Consider the following 17,150-nt stretch of genomic DNA (forward strand, 5'->3'; position numbering starts at 1 on the left):
AGTGCACTTTGGCGGGCCAATGTCCCGGTCATGCCCTTTCGTTTCATCCACACTGCGGACCTTCACCTCGACTCGCCCCTGAAGAGCCTGGCGCTGCGCAATGGCGACCTCGCCGAACTGGTGCGCGGCGCCACCCGCGAGGCGCTGACGCGCATCGTCGATCTGTGTCTTGCCGAGCGCGTCGATGCGCTGGTGATCGCCGGCGATCTCTACGACGGCGGACAAACCTCGATGAGCACAGCGCTCTTCCTGGTCGCGGAGTTGCGGCGCCTGACCGATGCCGGCATTTCCGTCTTCCTCATCCGCGGCAATCACGATGCGCTGTCGAAGATGACGCGGGAACTGACGCTGCCCGATGGCGTGCATCTGTTCTCGGGCCGCAAGCGCAGCCATGTCGCCGGGCGTCTGGCGGATGGGCGCGAGGTCGTGGTCCATGGCGTGAGCTTTGCCGAGCCGGAAGCGCCGCAAAGCCTTCTGCCCTCCTATGCGCCGCCGACACCGGATGCCATCAATATCGGCCTGCTGCACACCAGCCTTTCCGGCAGCCCCGGCCACGATGCCTATGCGCCCTGCGCGGTGGCCGATCTCGTCGCCCACGGTTTCGACTACTGGGCGCTCGGCCATGTGCACAAGCGCACCGTCTGGCATGAAGTGCCGCATATCGTCATGCCCGGCATGCCGCAGGGCCGCGACATCAACGAGGCGGGCGAGCGCAGCGTCACCCTCGTCACCATCGACGAGAAGGCCGGGCTCAGCATCGAGGAACGCGTCACTGCCGGCGCGGTCTTCGAACGTCTTTCTGTCGATGTCGGCGGCGCGACGGAATGGCGCGCGCTTCTCGGCCGCATCGATGCGGCGCTGAGCAGCCTGCGCGACAGCCGCCGCAACGGTCATCTCATCCTGCGTGTCATCCTGACGGGCGCCACCCCGCTCGCCTGGCGCCTGCGACGCGACCGCGACCTCTTCCTCGCCGAGGTGGAAAGCCTGGCTGCCTCGCGTGGCATGAGCTGGATTGAAAGCGTCGAGATCGACTGCCGCGATGCGGTCGCCGCCGACGGTGCCGATCCCGTTGCCGAACTCTCGGCCATTCTCGACCGCGACGTGCTGGGAACCCATGCCGCGCAATCCGAGGCGCTGGCTGCCATCGACGACCTCATGCGCGCCTTGCCGCACGAGGTCCGCGTGGCGCTGGCCGATAGCGAAGAGGCGGCACAGGCCCTTGCTGCGGCAAGCCTTGCCGAAGGCGCGGCCGACGTGCTCGCCCATTTGCGCGCCGCGCCGTCCGACGGGGCCGCGCCGCCGGTGCGGGCAGGGGGCCTCTGATGCGCATCGCCCGCCTCGATCTTACCCGTTACGGCAAGTTCACCGATCGCAGCATCGATTTCGGCGCCGCTGCTGCCGGATCGCCGGATCTGCACATCGTCTACGGCCCGAACGAGGCCGGGAAATCCACGCTGTTTTCCGCCTGGCTCGACCTGCTCTTCGGCATCGAGGCCCGCAGCGCCTATGGCTTCCTTCATCCCTACAGCACCATGCGCGTCGGCGGCGTGCTGGAAGCCAGCGGCTGGCGCGAAACCATGGCGCGGCTGAAGCGCCAGCAGAATGCGCTCGTCAATGCCGATGACCAGCCCCTGCCGGAAACGCTTCTGACAGGCGTGCTCGGCGGCCTCGACCGGGCCGGCTACCAGAAAATGTTCTCGCTCGATGACGTCTCGCTGGAAGACGGGGGTGAGGCGATCCTGAAGAGCGAGGGCGAACTGGGCCGCCTGCTTTTCCAGGCAAGCTCCGGTCTATCCGACACCGCCGCCGTTCTGGAACAATTGCGGGGCCGCGCCGACCAGTTTTTCCGCCCGCAGGGCCGCAAGCATCGTCTGGCCGAAATGAAGGCCGAGCTGGAGGCGATCCGTGCCGAGCAGACGGCGCTGGAGGTCAGTTGGCGCGATTATGCCGCGATCCGCAAGGCGCGCGATCAGCGGGCGAAGGAGCACGAGGAGGCGACCACCCGTCTCTCCGATCTGCGTCGGCAGGCCGAGGCGGTCCGCGCCGAACTGGAGGCCTTGCCGCTTCTCGCCCGCCTGACTGGCCTGCGTCAGGCGCTGGCTGTCCACGCTGCGGAACCGGTGCCGCCGCGTGAATGGCAGGAGCGCCTGCCGCAGTTGATGCGCGAGGCGGCCGAACTCGATGCCGAGAGCCGGAGACTGGCGCTGGACGAGGAGCGCCTGAAGGCCGAAAGCGAGGTGCTGAAGGCGGACAATGAAGGCCTGGCGCTGGGCGTGGCGCTGAAGACACTCGCCGACAGCGACCTGGAAGCGCGCTACCGCACCGCCCAGCGCGATCTTGCCAGCCGCACGGCTGAGCTGCAGCGTATCGAGACCGAGATGGCGGAGCTGACGCGCGAGATCGGCGTGCCGGCCGGCACTCCGCCGCGCCGGCTCCTGCTGCCGCAGGCAACGGCTGCGCGTCTGGAGCGCCTGGCGCTCGCCCGTTCGGGCTTGCAGGAGCGCTTGGCCGCCGCCGAACAGGAAACGCGCCGGGCGCGCGCTGGACGCGACAGCCGGCGCGCCGAGGTGGATGGCGCGCCGACTGCGCCGGACGCCGCCATCATCGCCGCCCTTCAGGCAGCGCTTGCCGAAGCGCGCCGCAGCGAAAGCATGCCGCGCCGCGCCGCCGCCGAACGGAAACGGTCCGAGACGGAAGTGATGAAGGCCGCCATTCTCGTGCGGCTCGACCTCCTGGAGGACGACGCCCGCGCGCTGCTGCGTCGGGCACCGCTACAGCCCGAGACCCTGTCCGATCTGCGCCGCCGGCACGAGGCAAGCGCCGAACGCCGCGCCCGGCTTTCTGCCGAGGTCGAGGCGATGGAGCAGGCGCTGCTGCAGGACGAGGCCCGGCGCGCCGCGCTCGCAACCGGCGATTCCGGCATTGACGACGCGGCTGCCGCCCGGCTGATGGCCGAGCGCACTGCGCTCTGGCGCGACCATGTCGAGCGGCTGGATCGCACGAGTGCGGCGCGTTTCGAGGCTGCCATGGTGGCCGTGGATGCCCAGGCCGTTGCGCGTCTCGCTGCGGCCGATCGCGTCGCATCCCTTCGAAGCCTCGACGCAACACTGGCCGCATCGTCGACCCGCCTCTCAGGCCTCAGGGTCGAACTGGAACGGGCCGAGCTACAGCAGCGCCAGCTTGCCGACGAAGCCGGCCGGCTGGCAAAGGCCGTCGGCCTGTCCGACACCGCTTCGCTCGACGAGATCGCCGCCCGCCAGAGCCGTCTCCTTGAGTGCTCCGCGCTGATGGACGAAGAGCAGGTGGCACGCGCCGAAGCGGCCGCCGCCGTCATGGCAGAGGCGTCGGCATCGGCGGCACTGGCCGACAGTTTTCGCCTGCTCGGCGATCCGGCCCTGTCCGATCTTGCCGCCGCCGGACGCCTTGCGCCTGTTCTGGCGCTTGCCGAAAAGCGTCTGGAAGGTCTTGAGCGGGACCGCATGGCTGCCCAGCGTCGCGCCGAACAGCTTGCCGCCGCTGAGACGGATCTGATGGCACGTGCCGGTGCCGAAGAAGTCGCGCGTCGGGCGCTGGCCGACTGGCAGGGTGAGTGGCAGGCGGCGACATCGGGCACCTGGTTGCACGATCTCGCCGCCACGTGCCAGCTTGCCGGCGAAAGTCAGGCTCTATCGAGCCTGCTGGCGCGCATTGCGCCCTTGCAGCGGCTTGCGGAGCGTCACGCGGATCTCAGCCACCGCATCGAGGGGATGAGGGCAGACAGCGAGGCATTCCTGACCTCCGTGCTCGCGCTTGGCCCCGCCATGCCGGGTGCAGACGCCGGCGATGCTGGCCAGGATGGGCTCGACCCTCTGGCGCGTCTGGCTGCGGTGACCGCCCGCCACGAAGAAGCCCGGCGGATCCGCGAGGCGCAGGGACAGCTCAATGCGCGCCTCGCCGCCCTGCGTGTCGATCGCGAGGCCCTTGCTACCCGACGCCTGCATCATGATGCCGCTGTGGCACAGATGGCGGCCTTCTTTGGCCGCAGCGATCTTGCCGCCATTGCTGAAGCCATGGAGCGGGCCCGCGAACAGGCTGATCTCGCCGAACGCCTCAGCGAAACCGGCCTCGATCTCGCGACGCGCCTCAATGTCGATACGGTCGAGGAGGCCGAGGCGCGGCTGGCTGCCGTCGATACCGTGGAACTTCACGCGCGCGCCGCTGATCTCGCCGGACGCCTCGCCGCCCTCGAGACGGAAGCGCGCGAGGCCTATGCCGGCCTGCGCGAGGAAGAACGGCGCCTGGCCGCCGTCGATGCCGGCGATGCCGTCGCGGCGCTCGAAACGCGCCGGGCGACCATCCTGGTGGCGATGGAGCGGGAGGCGCGCGCCTATCTGGCGCTGAAATCCGGTACGGGCGCGGTGGAAATGGCATTGCGCCTCTACCGCGAACGCCATCGCAGCGCCATGCTTCAGGCGGCTTCCAGCGCGTTTTCGGCGATTACCGCAGGCGAGTATTCCGGCCTGGCCTCGGAGGCCGATGGCGGTCGCGAACGGCTGATCGCGGTGCCGGCTGCCGGCGGCTCGAAACTGGCAGCCGATCTGTCCAAGGGGACACGCTTCCAGCTCTATCTGGCGCTGCGCATCGCCGGTTACCGTGAAGTGGCCCAAAGCCGCGAAACGCTGCCCTTCATCGCCGACGACATCATGGAAACATTCGACGACGCCCGCGCAGGCCGCACCTTCGGCCTGCTGGGCGACATGGCCACTGTCGGCCAGGTCATCTACCTCACGCACCACGAACATCTCTGCGAGATCGCAAGGCAGGCATGCCCGGCCGTCCGGATCCATCGGCTCTAGGAAGAGCCCGTCCGGCACAGATCTGCCGGCGGGTTTGTGTCCGTGTCGCGTGAAGACAGGGAGATGGAAGGTTTGCCCGGTGCCGCCGGTATCCTCGGCCATACGCCCGGAAATCAGCCGCTCTTGCGGTCCTGATAGCGATGGTAAGGATGCATGGCATTGGCCACGGCAACGGCGACCGGATGGAACGGCACCGGCTTCATGGTGGTGACGGGAAGCGGCATCTGCGCATCGGTACGCCGCCCGGCTGCCCACCGCCCGATTTCCTGTCCGAGAGACAGGGACAGCGCCACGCCGCGTCCGGAATAGATGCCGCCGAAGACAAGGCCCGGCGCCAGACGGTATAGGCGGGGCCGGCGATCCGGAACGACCGCGAAGGTGCCGTGCCAGTATTCCACCATCTCCGGCTCGCCTCCGAAGGCCGCGAAGGCCTTGTTCAGCATGCGCGCGACCTTGGCCCGACCGCGATCGGCCTCGTTGACCCAGACCGTATGCGTGCCGCCGCTGACGAGCCGGTTGTCGATGTCGTAGTGGAAGTAGCGCAGGTCGCTGCGCATGTCGGAAACCGCAGGATTGCCCACGAGGATCTTCGAGCGCAGATCCGCAGAAAGTGGATGAGTTGCCGACTGGAAGACCTTGAAGGGAATCAATGTTCGCTTGAGCCCCGGCCAGATGTCGCCGGTCAGTGCATTCGTTGCCAGCACCACTTCCGGCGCCGTCACGCTGCCCATGGCGGTGTGAACCCGCCAGCCACCGTCAACCTTTTCGAGCCGCGTGCCGCGCGTGTTCTCGTAGATCGTCACGCCCTCGCGCTCCAGCGCGCCTGCAAGCCCGATCGTCATGGCAAAAGGGTTGATGTGGCCGGAATTGTGGACTTTCCAGCCGCCGAGATAGGGGCTGCCGATGACGTCTGTCACCGCCTTGCGGTCAAGCCAGGAGACATTGGCGCCGAAAGCCTTCCATTCGTCGTGGAAGGTGCGCGCCCGCGCCAGCGTCTTTTCCGTGTGGGCGGGCTGGATCCAGCCTTCCTGCACCTGGTGGGCATTGATGTTGAAGCGCTGCATGAGGCCGAAGGCGACCCCTGCGGCATCGGCAACGGTCCTGTTGTAGCGCTCGCCATGGGTCTTCCCGTAGGCCGCCTCATATTCAGAGGGAGAGGCCTTGGAATGGTGGGAGATGACAAGGCCATTGTTGCGGCCGGATGCGGCCGAGCCGATCTCGTTGCCTTCCAGCAGGACGACGTTGACGCCGCTGTCGCGCGCCCCCAGCGCGGCCGCCATTCCGGTAAAGCCGCCGCCCACAACGAGCACATCGCTCGTGATGTCGCCGGCAAGGGCCGGCGCAGTCTTGCGAGGCGATACCGTCTTGCGCCAAAGATGCGGCGTCTTCCAGTCCACCTCAAACATGGATTGTCTCTCCTGTGGCGGCGCTGAGATAGGCTTCGCCGAGTGCGGAATGTTCGGCCATCTCCTTCGACGGCCCGTGCAGGCGCACGCGGCCCGTATTGAGCAGGTAGCCGTAATCACCGCATTCAAGCGCCAGCTGCACGTTCTGTTCAACCAGCAGGATCGAGATTCCCGTCGTGGATAGATCAAGAATGATACGAAAGATCTGGTGCACGATCTTCGGCGCGAGCCCAAGTGACGGTTCGTCGAGCATCAGAAGCTTCGGCTCGGCCATCAGCGCACGGCCGATGGCGAGCATCTGCTGCTGGCCGCCCGACATGCGGCTCGCCATGCCGTTGCGCCGCTCCTTCAGGATCGGGAAGAGCTCGAAGACCTCTGTCCGCAAAGCCTCGAAACTCTTGCCGGCCCGGCCGATATGGGCCGCGACCAGATTTTCCTCGACCGTCAGCCGCTGGAAGATCTGACGTCCTTCCGGGCAGTGCGTCAGGCCCATGCGCACCACCTGCTCGGGCCGCGATCCCGTGATGTCGCGCCCCTCGAAATGGATCGTGCCGGCCGTGGGGCGCGCCACGCCCGAGATCGAGTTCAGAAGCGTCGTCTTGCCGGCGCCGTTCGGGCCGAGAATGACGACGATTTCCTGTTCGTTGACCTCGAGGTCGATGCCTTCAAGGACGCTGACGCGCCCGTATCCCGAGCTGAGCCCGGCGAGCTTCAGCAGCGGCCCGGATTTCGTCGATGTCATTGGCAGTCCCCAGATAGGCGAGTTGGACATCCGTGCTCGCCTGCACCTCGGCCGGCGTGCCCTTGAAGAGAAGTTTCCCGTGATGCATGACCACGATGATGTCGCAGAGCGTCATCACCAGGTCCATGTCGTGCTCGACGATGATCATGACGCGATCGGGTGAACGCAGCTCGGCGAGCTTGGCCGTCAACTCGGCCGTTTCGTGGTGGTTGAGGCCCGCGGCGGGTTCGTCGAGCAGCAGGACGCGCGGGTTCATGACAAGCGCCCGCGCAATTTCCAGCATGCGCTGGCGCCCGTAAGGCAGGCTGCCGGCTTCGGCTTCCGCATAGCCTTCGAGGCCGAAGAAGCGCAGGATTTCCATGCAGGCGGCCCGCCGGCGGCTCTTCTGGCGGCGGCTGTAGGGCGGCCAGAGGATTTCCCGCCAGCTTTTCCCCACATCGGTCGGATAGTAGCAGACCTCGAGATTTTCGAGGGCCGTCATCTGGTCGAAAAGCCGGATGTTCTGGTAGGTGCGGGCAATGCCGGAATTGGCGATCTCGTATTTCTTGAGACCATCGATGCGTCGGCCATCCAGCCGGATTTCCCCAGCCGAAACGGTGTAGGATCCGGCCGTCATGTTGATGAGCGTCGATTTGCCCGCCCCGTTCGGCCCGATGATGCCGTGGATCCGGCCCGGCTCGAAACTGGTCGAGACGTCGTCGATGGCGACGTTTGCGCCGTATTGCTTGCGCAGGTTCTGGAAGACGAGCGTCATTTGCCCAAAAGCCTCCGGAAGAACTGTTCGGGTCCGAACGTGCGCGGCACGATGCCGCCCGGCCGGATGATGATGAGAACGATCATCAGGATCCCGAGGAAGAGGATGCGCCATTCGGCAAACTCGCGAAGCACTTCCGGCAGCAGGATAAGGATGGCCGCACCGGCGACGATGCCCAGAATATTGCCGATGCCGCCGATGACGATCATCAGCACGATCAGCACCGATTCCTGCAGGGTGAAGCTCTCCGGGCTCACGAAGCGCTGCGAGGCCGCGAAGATCACGCCGGCGATCGAGCCAATGGTCGCCGAGGTCGCGAACGCCGCGAGCTTGGCATTGGTGGTGTTGATGCCGATGCCGCGCGCTGCATCCTGGTCCTCGCGGATCGCCGCCCAGGCCTTGCCGAGGATCGAACGTTCCATGCGCCAGACGACGGTCGCGACGAGAATGACGGTGACCAGCAGCAGCCAGTAAATCTCGACGGGCTTGGCGATGTCGATGCCGGCGATCGAAGCCTTGTCGAGCCGCGCGATGCCCTGTGGCCCACCGGTCAGCCAGCCGAGATTGTTGAGGAGAATGCGGATGATCTCCCCGAAACCGAGCGTCACGATCGCGAGATAGTCCCCCCTGAGCTTGAGGACGGGAACGCCCAGCAGAATGCCGGTGACCATGCCGAGAAAGGCCGCGATGACGACGATCAGCAGGAAGGGCAGGTGCAGGTCGAATTGCGGGCTCGCAAGCAGCCCGTAGGTGTAGGCGCCGACCGCATAGAAGGCCACGAAGCCGAGATCGAGCAGGCCCGCATAGCCGATGACGATGTTCAGCCCGATGCCGAGCAGGATGTAGATGAGCAGGCCGTTGACGACGCGGATGTAGTAATTCGGCAGGGTGGGCGTGATGGCGAGAAGCGCGATCACGGCGGCGAGGATCAGGAAGGCGACGAGCCGGGTGCCCGGCCGTTTCGCCGCGCTCCTGGACGGGGCCGGGGTGCTGTCGGCGACGGACATCAGAACTCCCTCTTGTAGACCATGCTCTCTTCCGAGACCGGCTCGCCGAGAATGCCGGCCGGGCGCACGAGAAGGACGAGGATGAGGATGACGAAGGCGAGAACGTCGCGATATTCGGTGCCGAGCAGGCCGCCGGTGAGGGTGGGAAGCAGCGCGGTGCCGCCGACCTCGACGAAGGCCAGGATATAGGCCCCAAGCATGGCACCGGGAATGGAGCCGATGCCGCCGAGAATCGCGGCGGTGAAGGCCTTGAGGCCAATAACCGCGCCCATGGTCGGGCTCATGATGCCGTAGTAGCTGGCGTAGAGAATGCCACCGGCGGCGCCAAGCAGCGGCCCGCTGAAGAACACCATGGAAATCGCCAGGTTGACGTTGATGCCGAGAAGCTGCGCCGTCGGCCGGCTTTCCGAGACAGCGCGCACGATGATGCCGATGCGGCTGCGGTTGACGAGCTGATAGAGCGCGAACATCAGCACGAAGGCGGCGATGAGAATGCCAATCTGCACCGAGGTGATCGTGCCGCCGAGCACGGAATAGCGCGTGGCCGGGAAGAAGTTCGGAAAGGCGACGGGCTGCGGCCCGGCCATGATCTGCACGCCGGTAACCAGCGACAGCGAGACGCCGAGCGAGGAGAGCATCGGCGCGAGCCGCGTCGAGTTGCGCAAGGGCTTGTAGGCCAGCCGCTCGATGCCGACACCGACGAAGCCGATGGCGATCACCGCGGCAAAGAAGGCGATGGTCAGCGCGAAAGCCCCGGCACCGCCGACATCGCCGACAAGCGCTGCCAGCACGAGAAAGGCGGCATAGGCGCCGAGCATGAACATCTCGCCATGGGCGAAGTTGATCATGCGCAGTACGCCGTAGACCATGGTGTAGCCGAGCGCGATCAGGGCATAGATCGAGCCGATGGTCAGCGCATTGACCGTCTGTTGAAGAATGGTTCCCAGCATGGGCGTTCCCGTTCGCGGGATCTCCGGCAGCGCGGCGCGCCTCGGCAAATCACGAGGGAGAGGATGCGCGTCCGGCGCTTTGCTTGGCAAGAAAGCCCCGGTTGCGCGGCGACGTTGCCGGCCGGGGCAATCCCGGCCGGACCACGTGGCAAAAGGCTTACTTCTGGCCGATCAGCACGAACTTCGTGCCTTCCACCTTGTAGAGGTAGGAGGGGGCGACCTTGAGTTCGCCGATCTCGTCGAATTCAAGATCGCCAACGGCCGTCTTGACCTTCACGGCATGCAGGGCGGCATTCATGTCCTCGCGGGTCAAGCCCTTGGTGGTCTTCAGGACCTCCTCGAGAATCTGGCCCTGGACGTAGCCGTAGATCGAGTAGGGGCCGGCTTCCTCGCCATACTTCTCCTTGTAGAGCTTGGCGAATTCGGCGATTTCCGGCGAGGCATCCATCGGCGGAACCTGGATCGCGACCATCGAACCCTGAACATTGGCTTCGCCGGCCTGGGCAATGTAGTCCGGCGTATAACCGCCGTCGGGAACGATCAGCGTCGCCTTCACGCCCTGCTCGTGCATCTGCTTGGCGAAGAGGGCAAGCTGCGGCATGACGGCGCCGAGATAGATGACGTCGGGTGCCTTTGTCTTGATCTGTGCGAGAACGGCGGTGAAATCGACGTCGGTCGGTGCAACGGCCAGCGTATCCAGCACCTTGCCGCCGCCATCGGTAAAGTTCTTCGAGAAGATTTCCGAGATGCCCTGGCCGAAGACCTGCTTGTCGGAAACGACGACGGCCGACTTGGCGCCCAGCGTCTTCAGCGCATATTCAGCCGGCAGGAGCGCGCCGGCAAGGTCGTTGGCGACCGGGCGCACCATCATCTTGTAGCCCTGATGCGTCAGGGCGGGGTTGGAGCCGAAGGTCATGGTCGGCAGGCCGCATTCCTCGTAGATGGGCAGCGTGGACTGCGCGACGCCGGAATTGAAGTTCACGAGCCCGATGACGACCTTGTCGTCATCGCAGAACTTCTGGGCGACCAGCGTGCCTTCGCGCGGATCGGCCTTGTCGTCTTCCTGCTCGTAGGCAACCGTCGTGCCGTTGACGCCGCCGGCAGCGTTCAGCTTGTCCCAGTAGAGCTTGAAGCCATTGTGCCAGGTCGTGCCGAAATAGGCCTGCGGGCCGGAGAGCGGGCCGGCAAGGCCGATCGCGATTTCTTCGGCATGCGCCGCCGTGGAAAGGGCAGGCGTGAAAAGCGCGGAAGTCGCCAGAAGCGAGGCGCCGAGGCAAAGCGTGCGTGCGAACGTCATGTTGTTCCCCTTTTTGAGATTCCCGAAAGCGATCTGGCAGGCCTTTCCGGTCTCTTGCCGATAAAGCCATGGAAGCAGACAAAGGGACGGGCGTCAAGAAAGTGTCGACACTATTGCGTTCAATTTTGCGGCGCTCTATTCCTTTCGATGTCAGACACGGCGGCGACGCGGTTTGGCCTCGGTGAGATCAGGTGCGAAAACCTTGAGCAGTGCGTCCTTCAACGCCTGCTGCGTGGCGGAGACGGTCATTTCGATATGCTGGCGCAGAAGCTCGACACCCTTATCGACATCCCGCCGCATGGCCGCGTCGACGATGGCGGAATGGGAGGCCACCTGCCGCATGTCATGGGTCCGGTGCTCGATCTGGATGCGGCGGATGAAGCGGATGCGGGCATTGATGGCGGCAAGCTGGTTGTAGAGTTCGGGGTTTCCCGAGAGTTCGGCGATCAGCAGGTGGAAGCCTTCGTCCTCTGCGAGGATCACATCGGGCGGATGGGTGCGATAATCCTCGACGATCGCATCCCAATAGGCCTGGAGGCGCGCGAGTTGGTCGTCCTCGGCCCGCTCGCACATCAGCCGGAAGGCCGCGCATTCGATGATCGAGCGAAGCTCGTAGAGGTCGAGCAGCCCTTCGGTGGACAGGCTGCGCACGAAGAAGCCGCGGTTGGGCTTCAGAGACACGAACCCCTCGGAGGCCAGCCGGTTGAGCGCTTCCCGGATCGGCGTGCGCGACACGCCAAGGCTGCGCGACAGCTGAACTTCATTGATGCGCTCGTCGGGCTTCAGCTTGAACTCGACCAGCTGCTTGCGGATCGCGTGATAGGCGCGTTCACTGCTGTCGGCGGAGCGTCGGGTCTCCGTTTCGGCTTCCGCGCCATTGAGGTCGGTAAGGTCGGCAATCTCGGTCATGGCGGCTCCGGAGCGATTCGGCGGAAACGGGTGTCGACAGTTTGTCAGGCTTCCTTGTTGCCGAACACGATGCCCGTGGCAAGCGCGAGGATGGGCAAGGCATCACGGTGCCGTCAGCGTGCGGGAGGCAGACGATGAAGATCGGATTTCTGGGGGTAGGGCATCTTGCTGCGAGCGTGATCACCGGATTGCAGCGCTCCGGCATCGACCCGTCGACCGTCCTCCTTGCGCCGCGCGGCAAGGGTCAGGCGCTCGCCGCCGCCCACGGTTTTGCCCTTGCCCGCGACAATGCCGATCTCGTCGCCCGCGCCGATCTCGTCTTTCTCGCCGTCCGGCCGGCCGATGCTGCAAGCGCCGTCGCAGGGCTTCCGTGGCGGGCGGGGCAGGTGCTGATCTCCGCCTGTGCCGGCGTCCCGATCGCCGGTCTTGCCGCGGGGCCGGCCAGCATCGTGCGCGCCATGCCGTTGACGGCCTCCGAAATCGGCGCAAGCCCCACGGTCTTTTTTCCGGATGATCCGATGGCTCGGGCTTTGTTGTCGCGAATCGGCCCCGCTATCGCTCTCACCGGTGAAGCGGAATTCGAGATCGCGACGGTCAATGCCGCAGTCTATGGCTGGGCGCAGGATCTGATCCGCCAAAGCGCGGTCTGGGCAGCGGCGGCCGGCGGTGACGCAGAGACCATGCGCCGGCTCGCTGCCCTGACCTTTGTCGCCGCCGGCCGCATGATGGCGGAAAAGGACGATCCGATGGAGCGCCTGCTGGCCGATCTCGTGACACCCGGCGGCATCACGGAACTCGGACTGGACCGTCTTGACGCGGCAGGACAGCCCGCCGCCTGGCGCGCAGCCTGCGACGCCGTCCTGGCGCGCCTTCGAAAGGGTGATGGAGGCGGTTGAGGGCCGTGGTCCTGCTCTGTGTCGGTCTGACCTCGTCTGGTGTGCCTCACACCGCCGGTGCGTTCGGATAGACATGGCCGCCCGCCGCCTGCTCGGTGGGGGCGAGGACAAGTTCAGCGACATCGGCATGGTCTGGAAGGCTGATCGCGGCCATCAGAACGGCTGCGACATCCTCGGGGCGCAGCGGACGCTGATGCGTGTACATCCGCTCGCGCAATCCATCCCGGTCGCCCTCGAAAGCCTTCAGGTAGAAATCCGTCTCGACCCGCCCGGGGGCGATCTCCGTCAGCCGCACGCCGGTGCCCGCAAGATCGTAGCGCAGCACCCTGCCGGCATGGGAGAGGGCCGCCTTCGCGGCGGCATATGTGGCGGTACCCGCAAAGACGCCGCTTGCGGCCGTGCTTGTCAGGTTGAAGATATGCCCGCGCCTGCGTGCCACCATGCCCGGAAGCACGGCCTGAATGAGCTGCAACGGAGCGGTAAGGTTCAGCGCCACCACATCGGCCGTCTCCTCGGCCGTCTGCTGCCACAGGGGCTTCACGGTGGCCAGGCCTCCCGCATTGTTGACGAGCACGTCGATCTCTTCGCCCGAGAGCCGCGCCATGAGCGGATCGAGCGCCCGCACATCGCCGGGCTGCGGAACGAAGCGCGGTCCCAGCCGGTCGGCAAGGCCTGCCAGCGCCGGAGCATCGCGGGCCACCGCATGCACGGTCAGCCCCGCCTCGACAAGAGCGGCGGCGATGGCGGCGCCGATGCCCTTGGAGGCGCCGGTTACGAGGGCGGTCTTGTAGCGCATGGCTGGGTTCTCCGGTGAGGCTGGGAAGAAGCAAGCGCGCTCAGAGCGCGCCGTGGCGGGCGACGGCTTGCAGCACGTCGACGAGCCCCGCTTCGCGCGCGGTCTTGAGGTCGTCCTGGCTGCGGCCCGCAACGGCTTCGGTGGTGGATGCGACCACGGCATTGACGGTTTCGGCGTCTAGGCGGGCATCGAGCAGTGTGTCCCAGATGGCCTCGTAGGTCGGTCCGTATTTCTTCAGGAAATCCGCCATTCCGGCGGCGTTCAGCTGATTGGAGATGAAAGCACCCTGAAGCGTCCATTTCGGACCCGGGCCGTACATGAAGGCACGATCGACATCCTCCACACTCGCGACACCGTCGCGCACCAGCGCAATTGCCTCGCGCCACATGGCGCCCATCAGCCGCAACGCCAGATGACCGGTGATTTCACGATTGAGGCAGACGGGCTTCTTGCCGATCGCTTCGTAAAGGGCACGTGCCGTTTCGATCGCCCTTGGCTCCGTCGCCTTGCCCCCGACGATTTCCACAAGCGGCATCAGATGCGCGGGGTTGAAGGGATGGCCGAGAACGATGCGCCCCGGAAGGCGGCAATCGGCCTGCATCTCTGACACCAGCAGGGCGGAAGAGGACGAGGCGATGACAACGTCGTCGCCGACATGCGCTTCGATCTCGGCCAGCAGCTTGCGTTTCAGCGCGATGTCCTCAGGCCCGCTCTCCTGCACGAATGCCACGCCGTCAAGCGCTTCGGCGAGCGTCGGAGAGAGCCGGATCGAACCCGGTGCTGCCTGCGGTCCGCGCAGTCCGTCGAGATCGGCCATAAGGCCCGGCAGGCTGTCCTGAAAGGCAGCCTCGCGCCCGCCGCCGGGATCGTAGGCTTGCACATCGTGCCCCGCATGGGCAAAGGCCGCTGCCCAACGCTGGCCGATGACGCCGAACCCGACAAGGCCGATACGAAGCTTTTCCATGGTCAGCCTTTCCTCAGATCAGGATGTTCAGTCGATGGCGGTGCGGAAGGCCTCGTTGAGGTCGTTCCAGGGAATGAGCAGATCGATCCAGGCTCCGATGCGCCCGGCCGCAAGGATGGCCTCATCGATGAGGACCGAAAAGTCGTGCGGCTCTTCCATGGCTGTCGCCAGCCGGAAGAGGAGCGCCGGCGTCGTGTCCAGATGGCAGAAGTCGCGCAGACGCGTCGCGGTCTTGTCGAGCGCGATGGCCGCGGACTGGCGCAGCACCGCCTCGTCGCGCCGGCCGATGGCGCTGCGGAGCCACCAGAGAAGCTCGTGCAGCACACGCGCTTCCGATTCCGCCATGAAGACCGGACCGGCCGGATGCATGATGGCCCGCGACGCCGTGATGCCGGCGATGTCCTGGGGCATCTCCGCCCAGAGCGCCTTGCGGGCGGAAACGATGTCTTGCGGCAGGCGCGTCGGTGCGGGAATGGGCGCGGTCTGTGTCGTCGCGCTGAGCGAACCCGAAAGGATCCGTCGGCCCTGGTCACGCTTTAGCACCGCAGCAAGCGCCGCGATGCCCTCGACCGGTGCATCGAGATGGCCGAGTACGGTGACATGCGCGGTCTCGGCCTGCAGGGGCGCGAAGGTAATCTCCAGGAACTGCCGCACCGGCCAGTAGATGAAGGCGCCGGCCTTGGCGTCGAGCACGTGGGTGGAGCCCTCCACATCCTCCACGAAGGGCGCGTGCCAGAAGATGTGGCTGCCGGCGATCTTCGGCGTGTGCAGCTGGAGCGTCATCGGCAGCGCTGCGACAAGGGCCGCCAGCGTGCGTGGCGCGCCGTCCACGAGCCGGATCGGAAAGCTCTGGCCTTCGGCGGAGAAGAGGAGATCCATGCTCATTTGCCGGGATTGAAGAAGGAAACGGGCTTCAGGATCTGGTTTCGCATGTCGAGCAGGTAGTCGGTCTCGATCACCTTGCGCCGGTAGGCCTGCCATTCTGGATCAGCCTCCATCTGGTCGCGACGCACTTCGCGATCGGCAAGACTGTCATATTTCCACAGGTGCACCGTGCGGGAGAGATCGCCGATATGGGTCTGGAAGAAGCCGAAGGGCTCGCCGAGGTAATGCCGCTGCATCGGCAGCCCGACCTCTTCGTAGAGCGAGAGAAAGTGCTGCAGCTTGTTTGGCCGGGCCGTGTAGGTGCGATGGTCGAAGATCATGGTCGGCTCCTTTGCCCGCGCGGGCTCTCTCGTGACAGGACCGCTCCCGCCTGCGCGGAAGCGAAGGGACAAAGACGTCAGCCGGCGCTGAGCACCGTTTCCGTGATCAGGCGGGCCGCAAGGGCGGGCACCTCGATCGGCGGCACATGGCCGACGCCATCGAGAAGATGGACAGCAGCAAAGCCGGGCGCCGTCTGCGCATGCACTGGCGGCACGACGCGGTCCATCCGGCCCCAGACGATCCGGGTCGGCACGGTAAGCGCCAGGAGCGCGGCTTGAAGCGTAAAGCCCTGTGTGCCGCCCGGAAACAGCGCTTCCGCGATGGCGGCAAGCGTCGCGGCGTTGCCGGTGCGCTGCATCTGCCGGAAAGCCGCAGCCGCGTAGCCGGCGGGCAGCACCGCGCGATCCGCAACCATCACGCCAAGCCAGGGGTCGAGGGCTTCTGCGCTGGTCGCGCTGCTGAGGCCGTTGATGAAGCCGCCGTTGATCTCTGGTCCGAGTCCCCCCGGCGCAAACAGCGTCACGGAGCGCACCGCAACACGCCCAAGGGCCGACAGGCCGAGGACGGCTGCGCCCCCGAGCGAGTGGCCGACCAGATGGGCACGGGAAACACCGAGGGCTTCCAGTCGATCCGACAGGTCAAGCGCGATGGCGTCGATGCTCGACACGGCTGTCGCCGCCTCGCTGCCATGGCCGGGCAGGTCCAGCGCAATCACATCGCGCGAAGCCGGCAGAAGCGGAATGACCTGTCGCCACAGGCTGCGATCGGCGCCGAAGCCGTGCAGCAGCACGATCGGATCCAGCGGGCGCGTCGGCGCTGCCACGGGCGGTGGGCCGAGCGGGCCGGAGGAGGCATCCGGCGCCTCGTTGACACGGATCGCCGCGGGCGTCGTGCGTGCGGCGAGTGCCGCGGCGATGTCGCGCTGCTTGATGCGGCCGTTGGGGCCGCTGCCGGACAAGGCTCCAAGGTCGAGATCGGAAGCCTTCGCCAGTCTGCGCGCCAGCGGACTTGCGATCGGCCGATGTGGGAATGAGGCTGCGGACGCCGCGACCGCGGCAGGGGCCGGCAGTTGGGCGGCGTCCGGCTCTCCGCCGGGCATTGGCTCAGCCGTGGTTGGGACGGCGGCACCGGCGGGAAGAGGTTCAGTATCGGACAGCGTGCCGAGCACGGCGCCAACGGGCGCTTCCTGTCCTTCGGTGAAGTGGATGGCGGCGAGGTAGCCGTTGCGCTCGGCCTCGATCTCCGTCGCAGCCTTGGCGGTTTCTACCGTCACCAGCAGATCGCCGGCCGTCACGGCATCGCCGGGCCGCTTGGCCCAGCTGACGATGAGCACGCTCTCCATATATTCGCCGCCGGCGCTGTCGATGCTGATGGGGAAGGTCGCCATG

15 protein-coding genes and 1 pseudogene are annotated in these 17,150 nt (G+C 66.3%); 3 read left to right on the forward strand and 13 right to left on the reverse strand.

All coding sequences use genetic code 11. The features are described from left to right. The first annotated feature begins 30 nt into the window (after positions 1 to 30). Both ACED18_RS01280 and ACED18_RS01285 read left to right on the forward strand, forming a co-directional pair. The gene (locus tag ACED18_RS01280; protein ID WP_377288259.1) at positions 31 to 1,323 is read left to right on the forward strand and encodes an exonuclease SbcCD subunit D; all 1,293 of its coding nucleotides are present in this window, start codon (positions 31 to 33) and stop codon (positions 1,321 to 1,323) included. Beyond that, positions 1,323 to 4,835, forward strand: a complete 3,513-nt coding sequence (locus ACED18_RS01285; protein WP_377288261.1) for an AAA family ATPase — start codon at positions 1,323 to 1,325, stop codon at positions 4,833 to 4,835. Before ACED18_RS01280 ends, ACED18_RS01285 begins: the two co-directional genes overlap by 1 nt. 113 nt (positions 4,836 to 4,948) lie before the next feature. Here ACED18_RS01285 and ACED18_RS01290 read toward each other — a convergent pair whose 3' ends face one another. The 7 genes from ACED18_RS01290 to ACED18_RS01320 form a co-directional block, all read right to left on the reverse strand. Next, positions 4,949 to 6,241 (reverse strand): NAD(P)/FAD-dependent oxidoreductase, encoded by a 1,293-nt coding sequence (locus tag ACED18_RS01290; RefSeq protein ID WP_377288263.1) that lies wholly within the window; start codon positions 6,239 to 6,241, stop codon positions 4,949 to 4,951. Continuing rightward, the gene (locus tag ACED18_RS01295) at positions 6,234 to 6,983 is read right to left on the reverse strand and encodes an ABC transporter ATP-binding protein (protein ID WP_377288265.1); all 750 of its coding nucleotides are present in this window, start codon (positions 6,981 to 6,983) and stop codon (positions 6,234 to 6,236) included. The genes ACED18_RS01290 and ACED18_RS01295 overlap by 8 nt, the downstream gene beginning before the upstream one ends. Further along, the gene (locus tag ACED18_RS01300; RefSeq protein ID WP_377288267.1) at positions 6,907 to 7,737 is read right to left on the reverse strand and encodes an ABC transporter ATP-binding protein; all 831 of its coding nucleotides are present in this window, start codon (positions 7,735 to 7,737) and stop codon (positions 6,907 to 6,909) included. The genes ACED18_RS01295 and ACED18_RS01300 overlap by 77 nt, the downstream gene beginning before the upstream one ends. Next, on the reverse strand, positions 7,734 to 8,744 hold the full coding sequence (locus ACED18_RS01305; protein WP_377288269.1) for a branched-chain amino acid ABC transporter permease: 1,011 nt from the start codon (positions 8,742 to 8,744) through the stop codon (positions 7,734 to 7,736). Before ACED18_RS01305 ends, ACED18_RS01300 begins: the two co-directional genes overlap by 4 nt. Further along, the gene (locus ACED18_RS01310) at positions 8,744 to 9,694 is read right to left on the reverse strand and encodes a branched-chain amino acid ABC transporter permease (protein ID WP_377288271.1); all 951 of its coding nucleotides are present in this window, start codon (positions 9,692 to 9,694) and stop codon (positions 8,744 to 8,746) included. The genes ACED18_RS01305 and ACED18_RS01310 overlap by 1 nt, the downstream gene beginning before the upstream one ends. Positions 9,695 to 9,851: 157 nt before the next feature. Next, positions 9,852 to 10,991 carry a branched-chain amino acid ABC transporter substrate-binding protein gene (locus tag ACED18_RS01315; protein WP_377288273.1) on the reverse strand — a complete coding sequence of 380 codons (1,140 nt, stop codon included), beginning with the start codon at positions 10,989 to 10,991 and terminating at the stop codon, positions 9,852 to 9,854. 150 nt (positions 10,992 to 11,141) lie between these two features. Then, positions 11,142 to 11,900, reverse strand: coding sequence for a GntR family transcriptional regulator (locus ACED18_RS01320; protein WP_377288275.1), 759 nt, complete (start codon positions 11,898 to 11,900; stop codon positions 11,142 to 11,144). 134 nt (positions 11,901 to 12,034) lie between these two features. Here ACED18_RS01320 and ACED18_RS01325 point away from each other — a divergent pair, with 134 nt between their 5' ends. Next, positions 12,035 to 12,796, forward strand: a complete 762-nt coding sequence (locus tag ACED18_RS01325) for an NAD(P)-binding domain-containing protein (RefSeq protein WP_377288277.1) — start codon at positions 12,035 to 12,037, stop codon at positions 12,794 to 12,796. 46 nt (positions 12,797 to 12,842) lie between these two features. Here the strand turns inward: ACED18_RS01325 and ACED18_RS01330 are convergent, their stop codons facing one another. The 6 genes and pseudogenes from ACED18_RS01330 to ACED18_RS01355 all read right to left on the reverse strand — a co-directional run. Beyond that, positions 12,843 to 13,592 carry an SDR family oxidoreductase gene (locus ACED18_RS01330; RefSeq protein ID WP_377288279.1) on the reverse strand — a complete coding sequence of 250 codons (750 nt, stop codon included), beginning with the start codon at positions 13,590 to 13,592 and terminating at the stop codon, positions 12,843 to 12,845. Positions 13,593 to 13,632: 40 nt separating this feature from the next. Then, positions 13,633 to 14,556 (reverse strand): 3-hydroxyacyl-CoA dehydrogenase NAD-binding domain-containing protein, encoded by a 924-nt coding sequence (locus ACED18_RS01335; RefSeq protein WP_377288281.1) that lies wholly within the window; start codon positions 14,554 to 14,556, stop codon positions 13,633 to 13,635. A 27-nt stretch (positions 14,557 to 14,583) separates the two neighbouring features. Continuing rightward, positions 14,584 to 15,435: a hypothetical protein gene (locus tag ACED18_RS01340; RefSeq protein WP_377288283.1), complete on the reverse strand. Its 852-nt coding sequence runs from the start codon at positions 15,433 to 15,435 to the stop codon at positions 14,584 to 14,586. 2 nt (positions 15,436 to 15,437) lie between these two features. Next, the gene (locus ACED18_RS01345) at positions 15,438 to 15,761 is read right to left on the reverse strand and encodes an NIPSNAP family protein (protein WP_377288285.1); all 324 of its coding nucleotides are present in this window, start codon (positions 15,759 to 15,761) and stop codon (positions 15,438 to 15,440) included. Positions 15,762 to 15,838: 77 nt separating this feature from the next. After that, positions 15,839 to 16,585 (reverse strand): alpha/beta fold hydrolase, encoded by a 747-nt coding sequence (locus ACED18_RS01350; protein WP_377290967.1) that lies wholly within the window; start codon positions 16,583 to 16,585, stop codon positions 15,839 to 15,841. Positions 16,586 to 16,687: 102 nt separating this feature from the next. Continuing rightward, positions 16,688 to 17,149, reverse strand: a pseudogene (locus ACED18_RS01355) (biotin/lipoyl-containing protein); the annotation flags it as partial. Position 17,150 lies beyond the last annotated feature (1 nt).

The organism is Rhizobium sp. SG2393, assembly GCF_042610495.1.
Taxonomy (GTDB): domain Bacteria; phylum Pseudomonadota; class Alphaproteobacteria; order Rhizobiales; family Rhizobiaceae; genus RU20A.

Coding starts and splice junctions, on each gene's coding strand:
- ACED18_RS01280 (WP_377288259.1), top strand. CDS start 31: ATGCCCTTTCGTTTCATCCACACTGCGGACCTTCACCTCGACTCGCCC.
- ACED18_RS01285 (WP_377288261.1), top strand. CDS start 1,323: ATGCGCATCGCCCGCCTCGATCTTACCCGTTACGGCAAGTTCACCGAT.
- ACED18_RS01290 (WP_377288263.1), bottom strand. CDS start 6,241: ATGTTTGAGGTGGACTGGAAGACGCCGCATCTTTGGCGCAAGACGGTA.
- ACED18_RS01295 (WP_377288265.1), bottom strand. CDS start 6,983: ATGACATCGACGAAATCCGGGCCGCTGCTGAAGCTCGCCGGGCTCAGC.
- ACED18_RS01300 (WP_377288267.1), bottom strand. CDS start 7,737: ATGACGCTCGTCTTCCAGAACCTGCGCAAGCAATACGGCGCAAACGTC.
- ACED18_RS01305 (WP_377288269.1), bottom strand. CDS start 8,744: ATGTCCGTCGCCGACAGCACCCCGGCCCCGTCCAGGAGCGCGGCGAAA.
- ACED18_RS01310 (WP_377288271.1), bottom strand. CDS start 9,694: ATGCTGGGAACCATTCTTCAACAGACGGTCAATGCGCTGACCATCGGC.
- ACED18_RS01315 (WP_377288273.1), bottom strand. CDS start 10,991: ATGACGTTCGCACGCACGCTTTGCCTCGGCGCCTCGCTTCTGGCGACT.
- ACED18_RS01320 (WP_377288275.1), bottom strand. CDS start 11,900: ATGACCGAGATTGCCGACCTTACCGACCTCAATGGCGCGGAAGCCGAA.
- ACED18_RS01325 (WP_377288277.1), top strand. CDS start 12,035: ATGAAGATCGGATTTCTGGGGGTAGGGCATCTTGCTGCGAGCGTGATC.
- ACED18_RS01330 (WP_377288279.1), bottom strand. CDS start 13,592: ATGCGCTACAAGACCGCCCTCGTAACCGGCGCCTCCAAGGGCATCGGC.
- ACED18_RS01335 (WP_377288281.1), bottom strand. CDS start 14,556: ATGGAAAAGCTTCGTATCGGCCTTGTCGGGTTCGGCGTCATCGGCCAG.
- ACED18_RS01340 (WP_377288283.1), bottom strand. CDS start 15,435: ATGGATCTCCTCTTCTCCGCCGAAGGCCAGAGCTTTCCGATCCGGCTC.
- ACED18_RS01345 (WP_377288285.1), bottom strand. CDS start 15,761: ATGATCTTCGACCATCGCACCTACACGGCCCGGCCAAACAAGCTGCAG.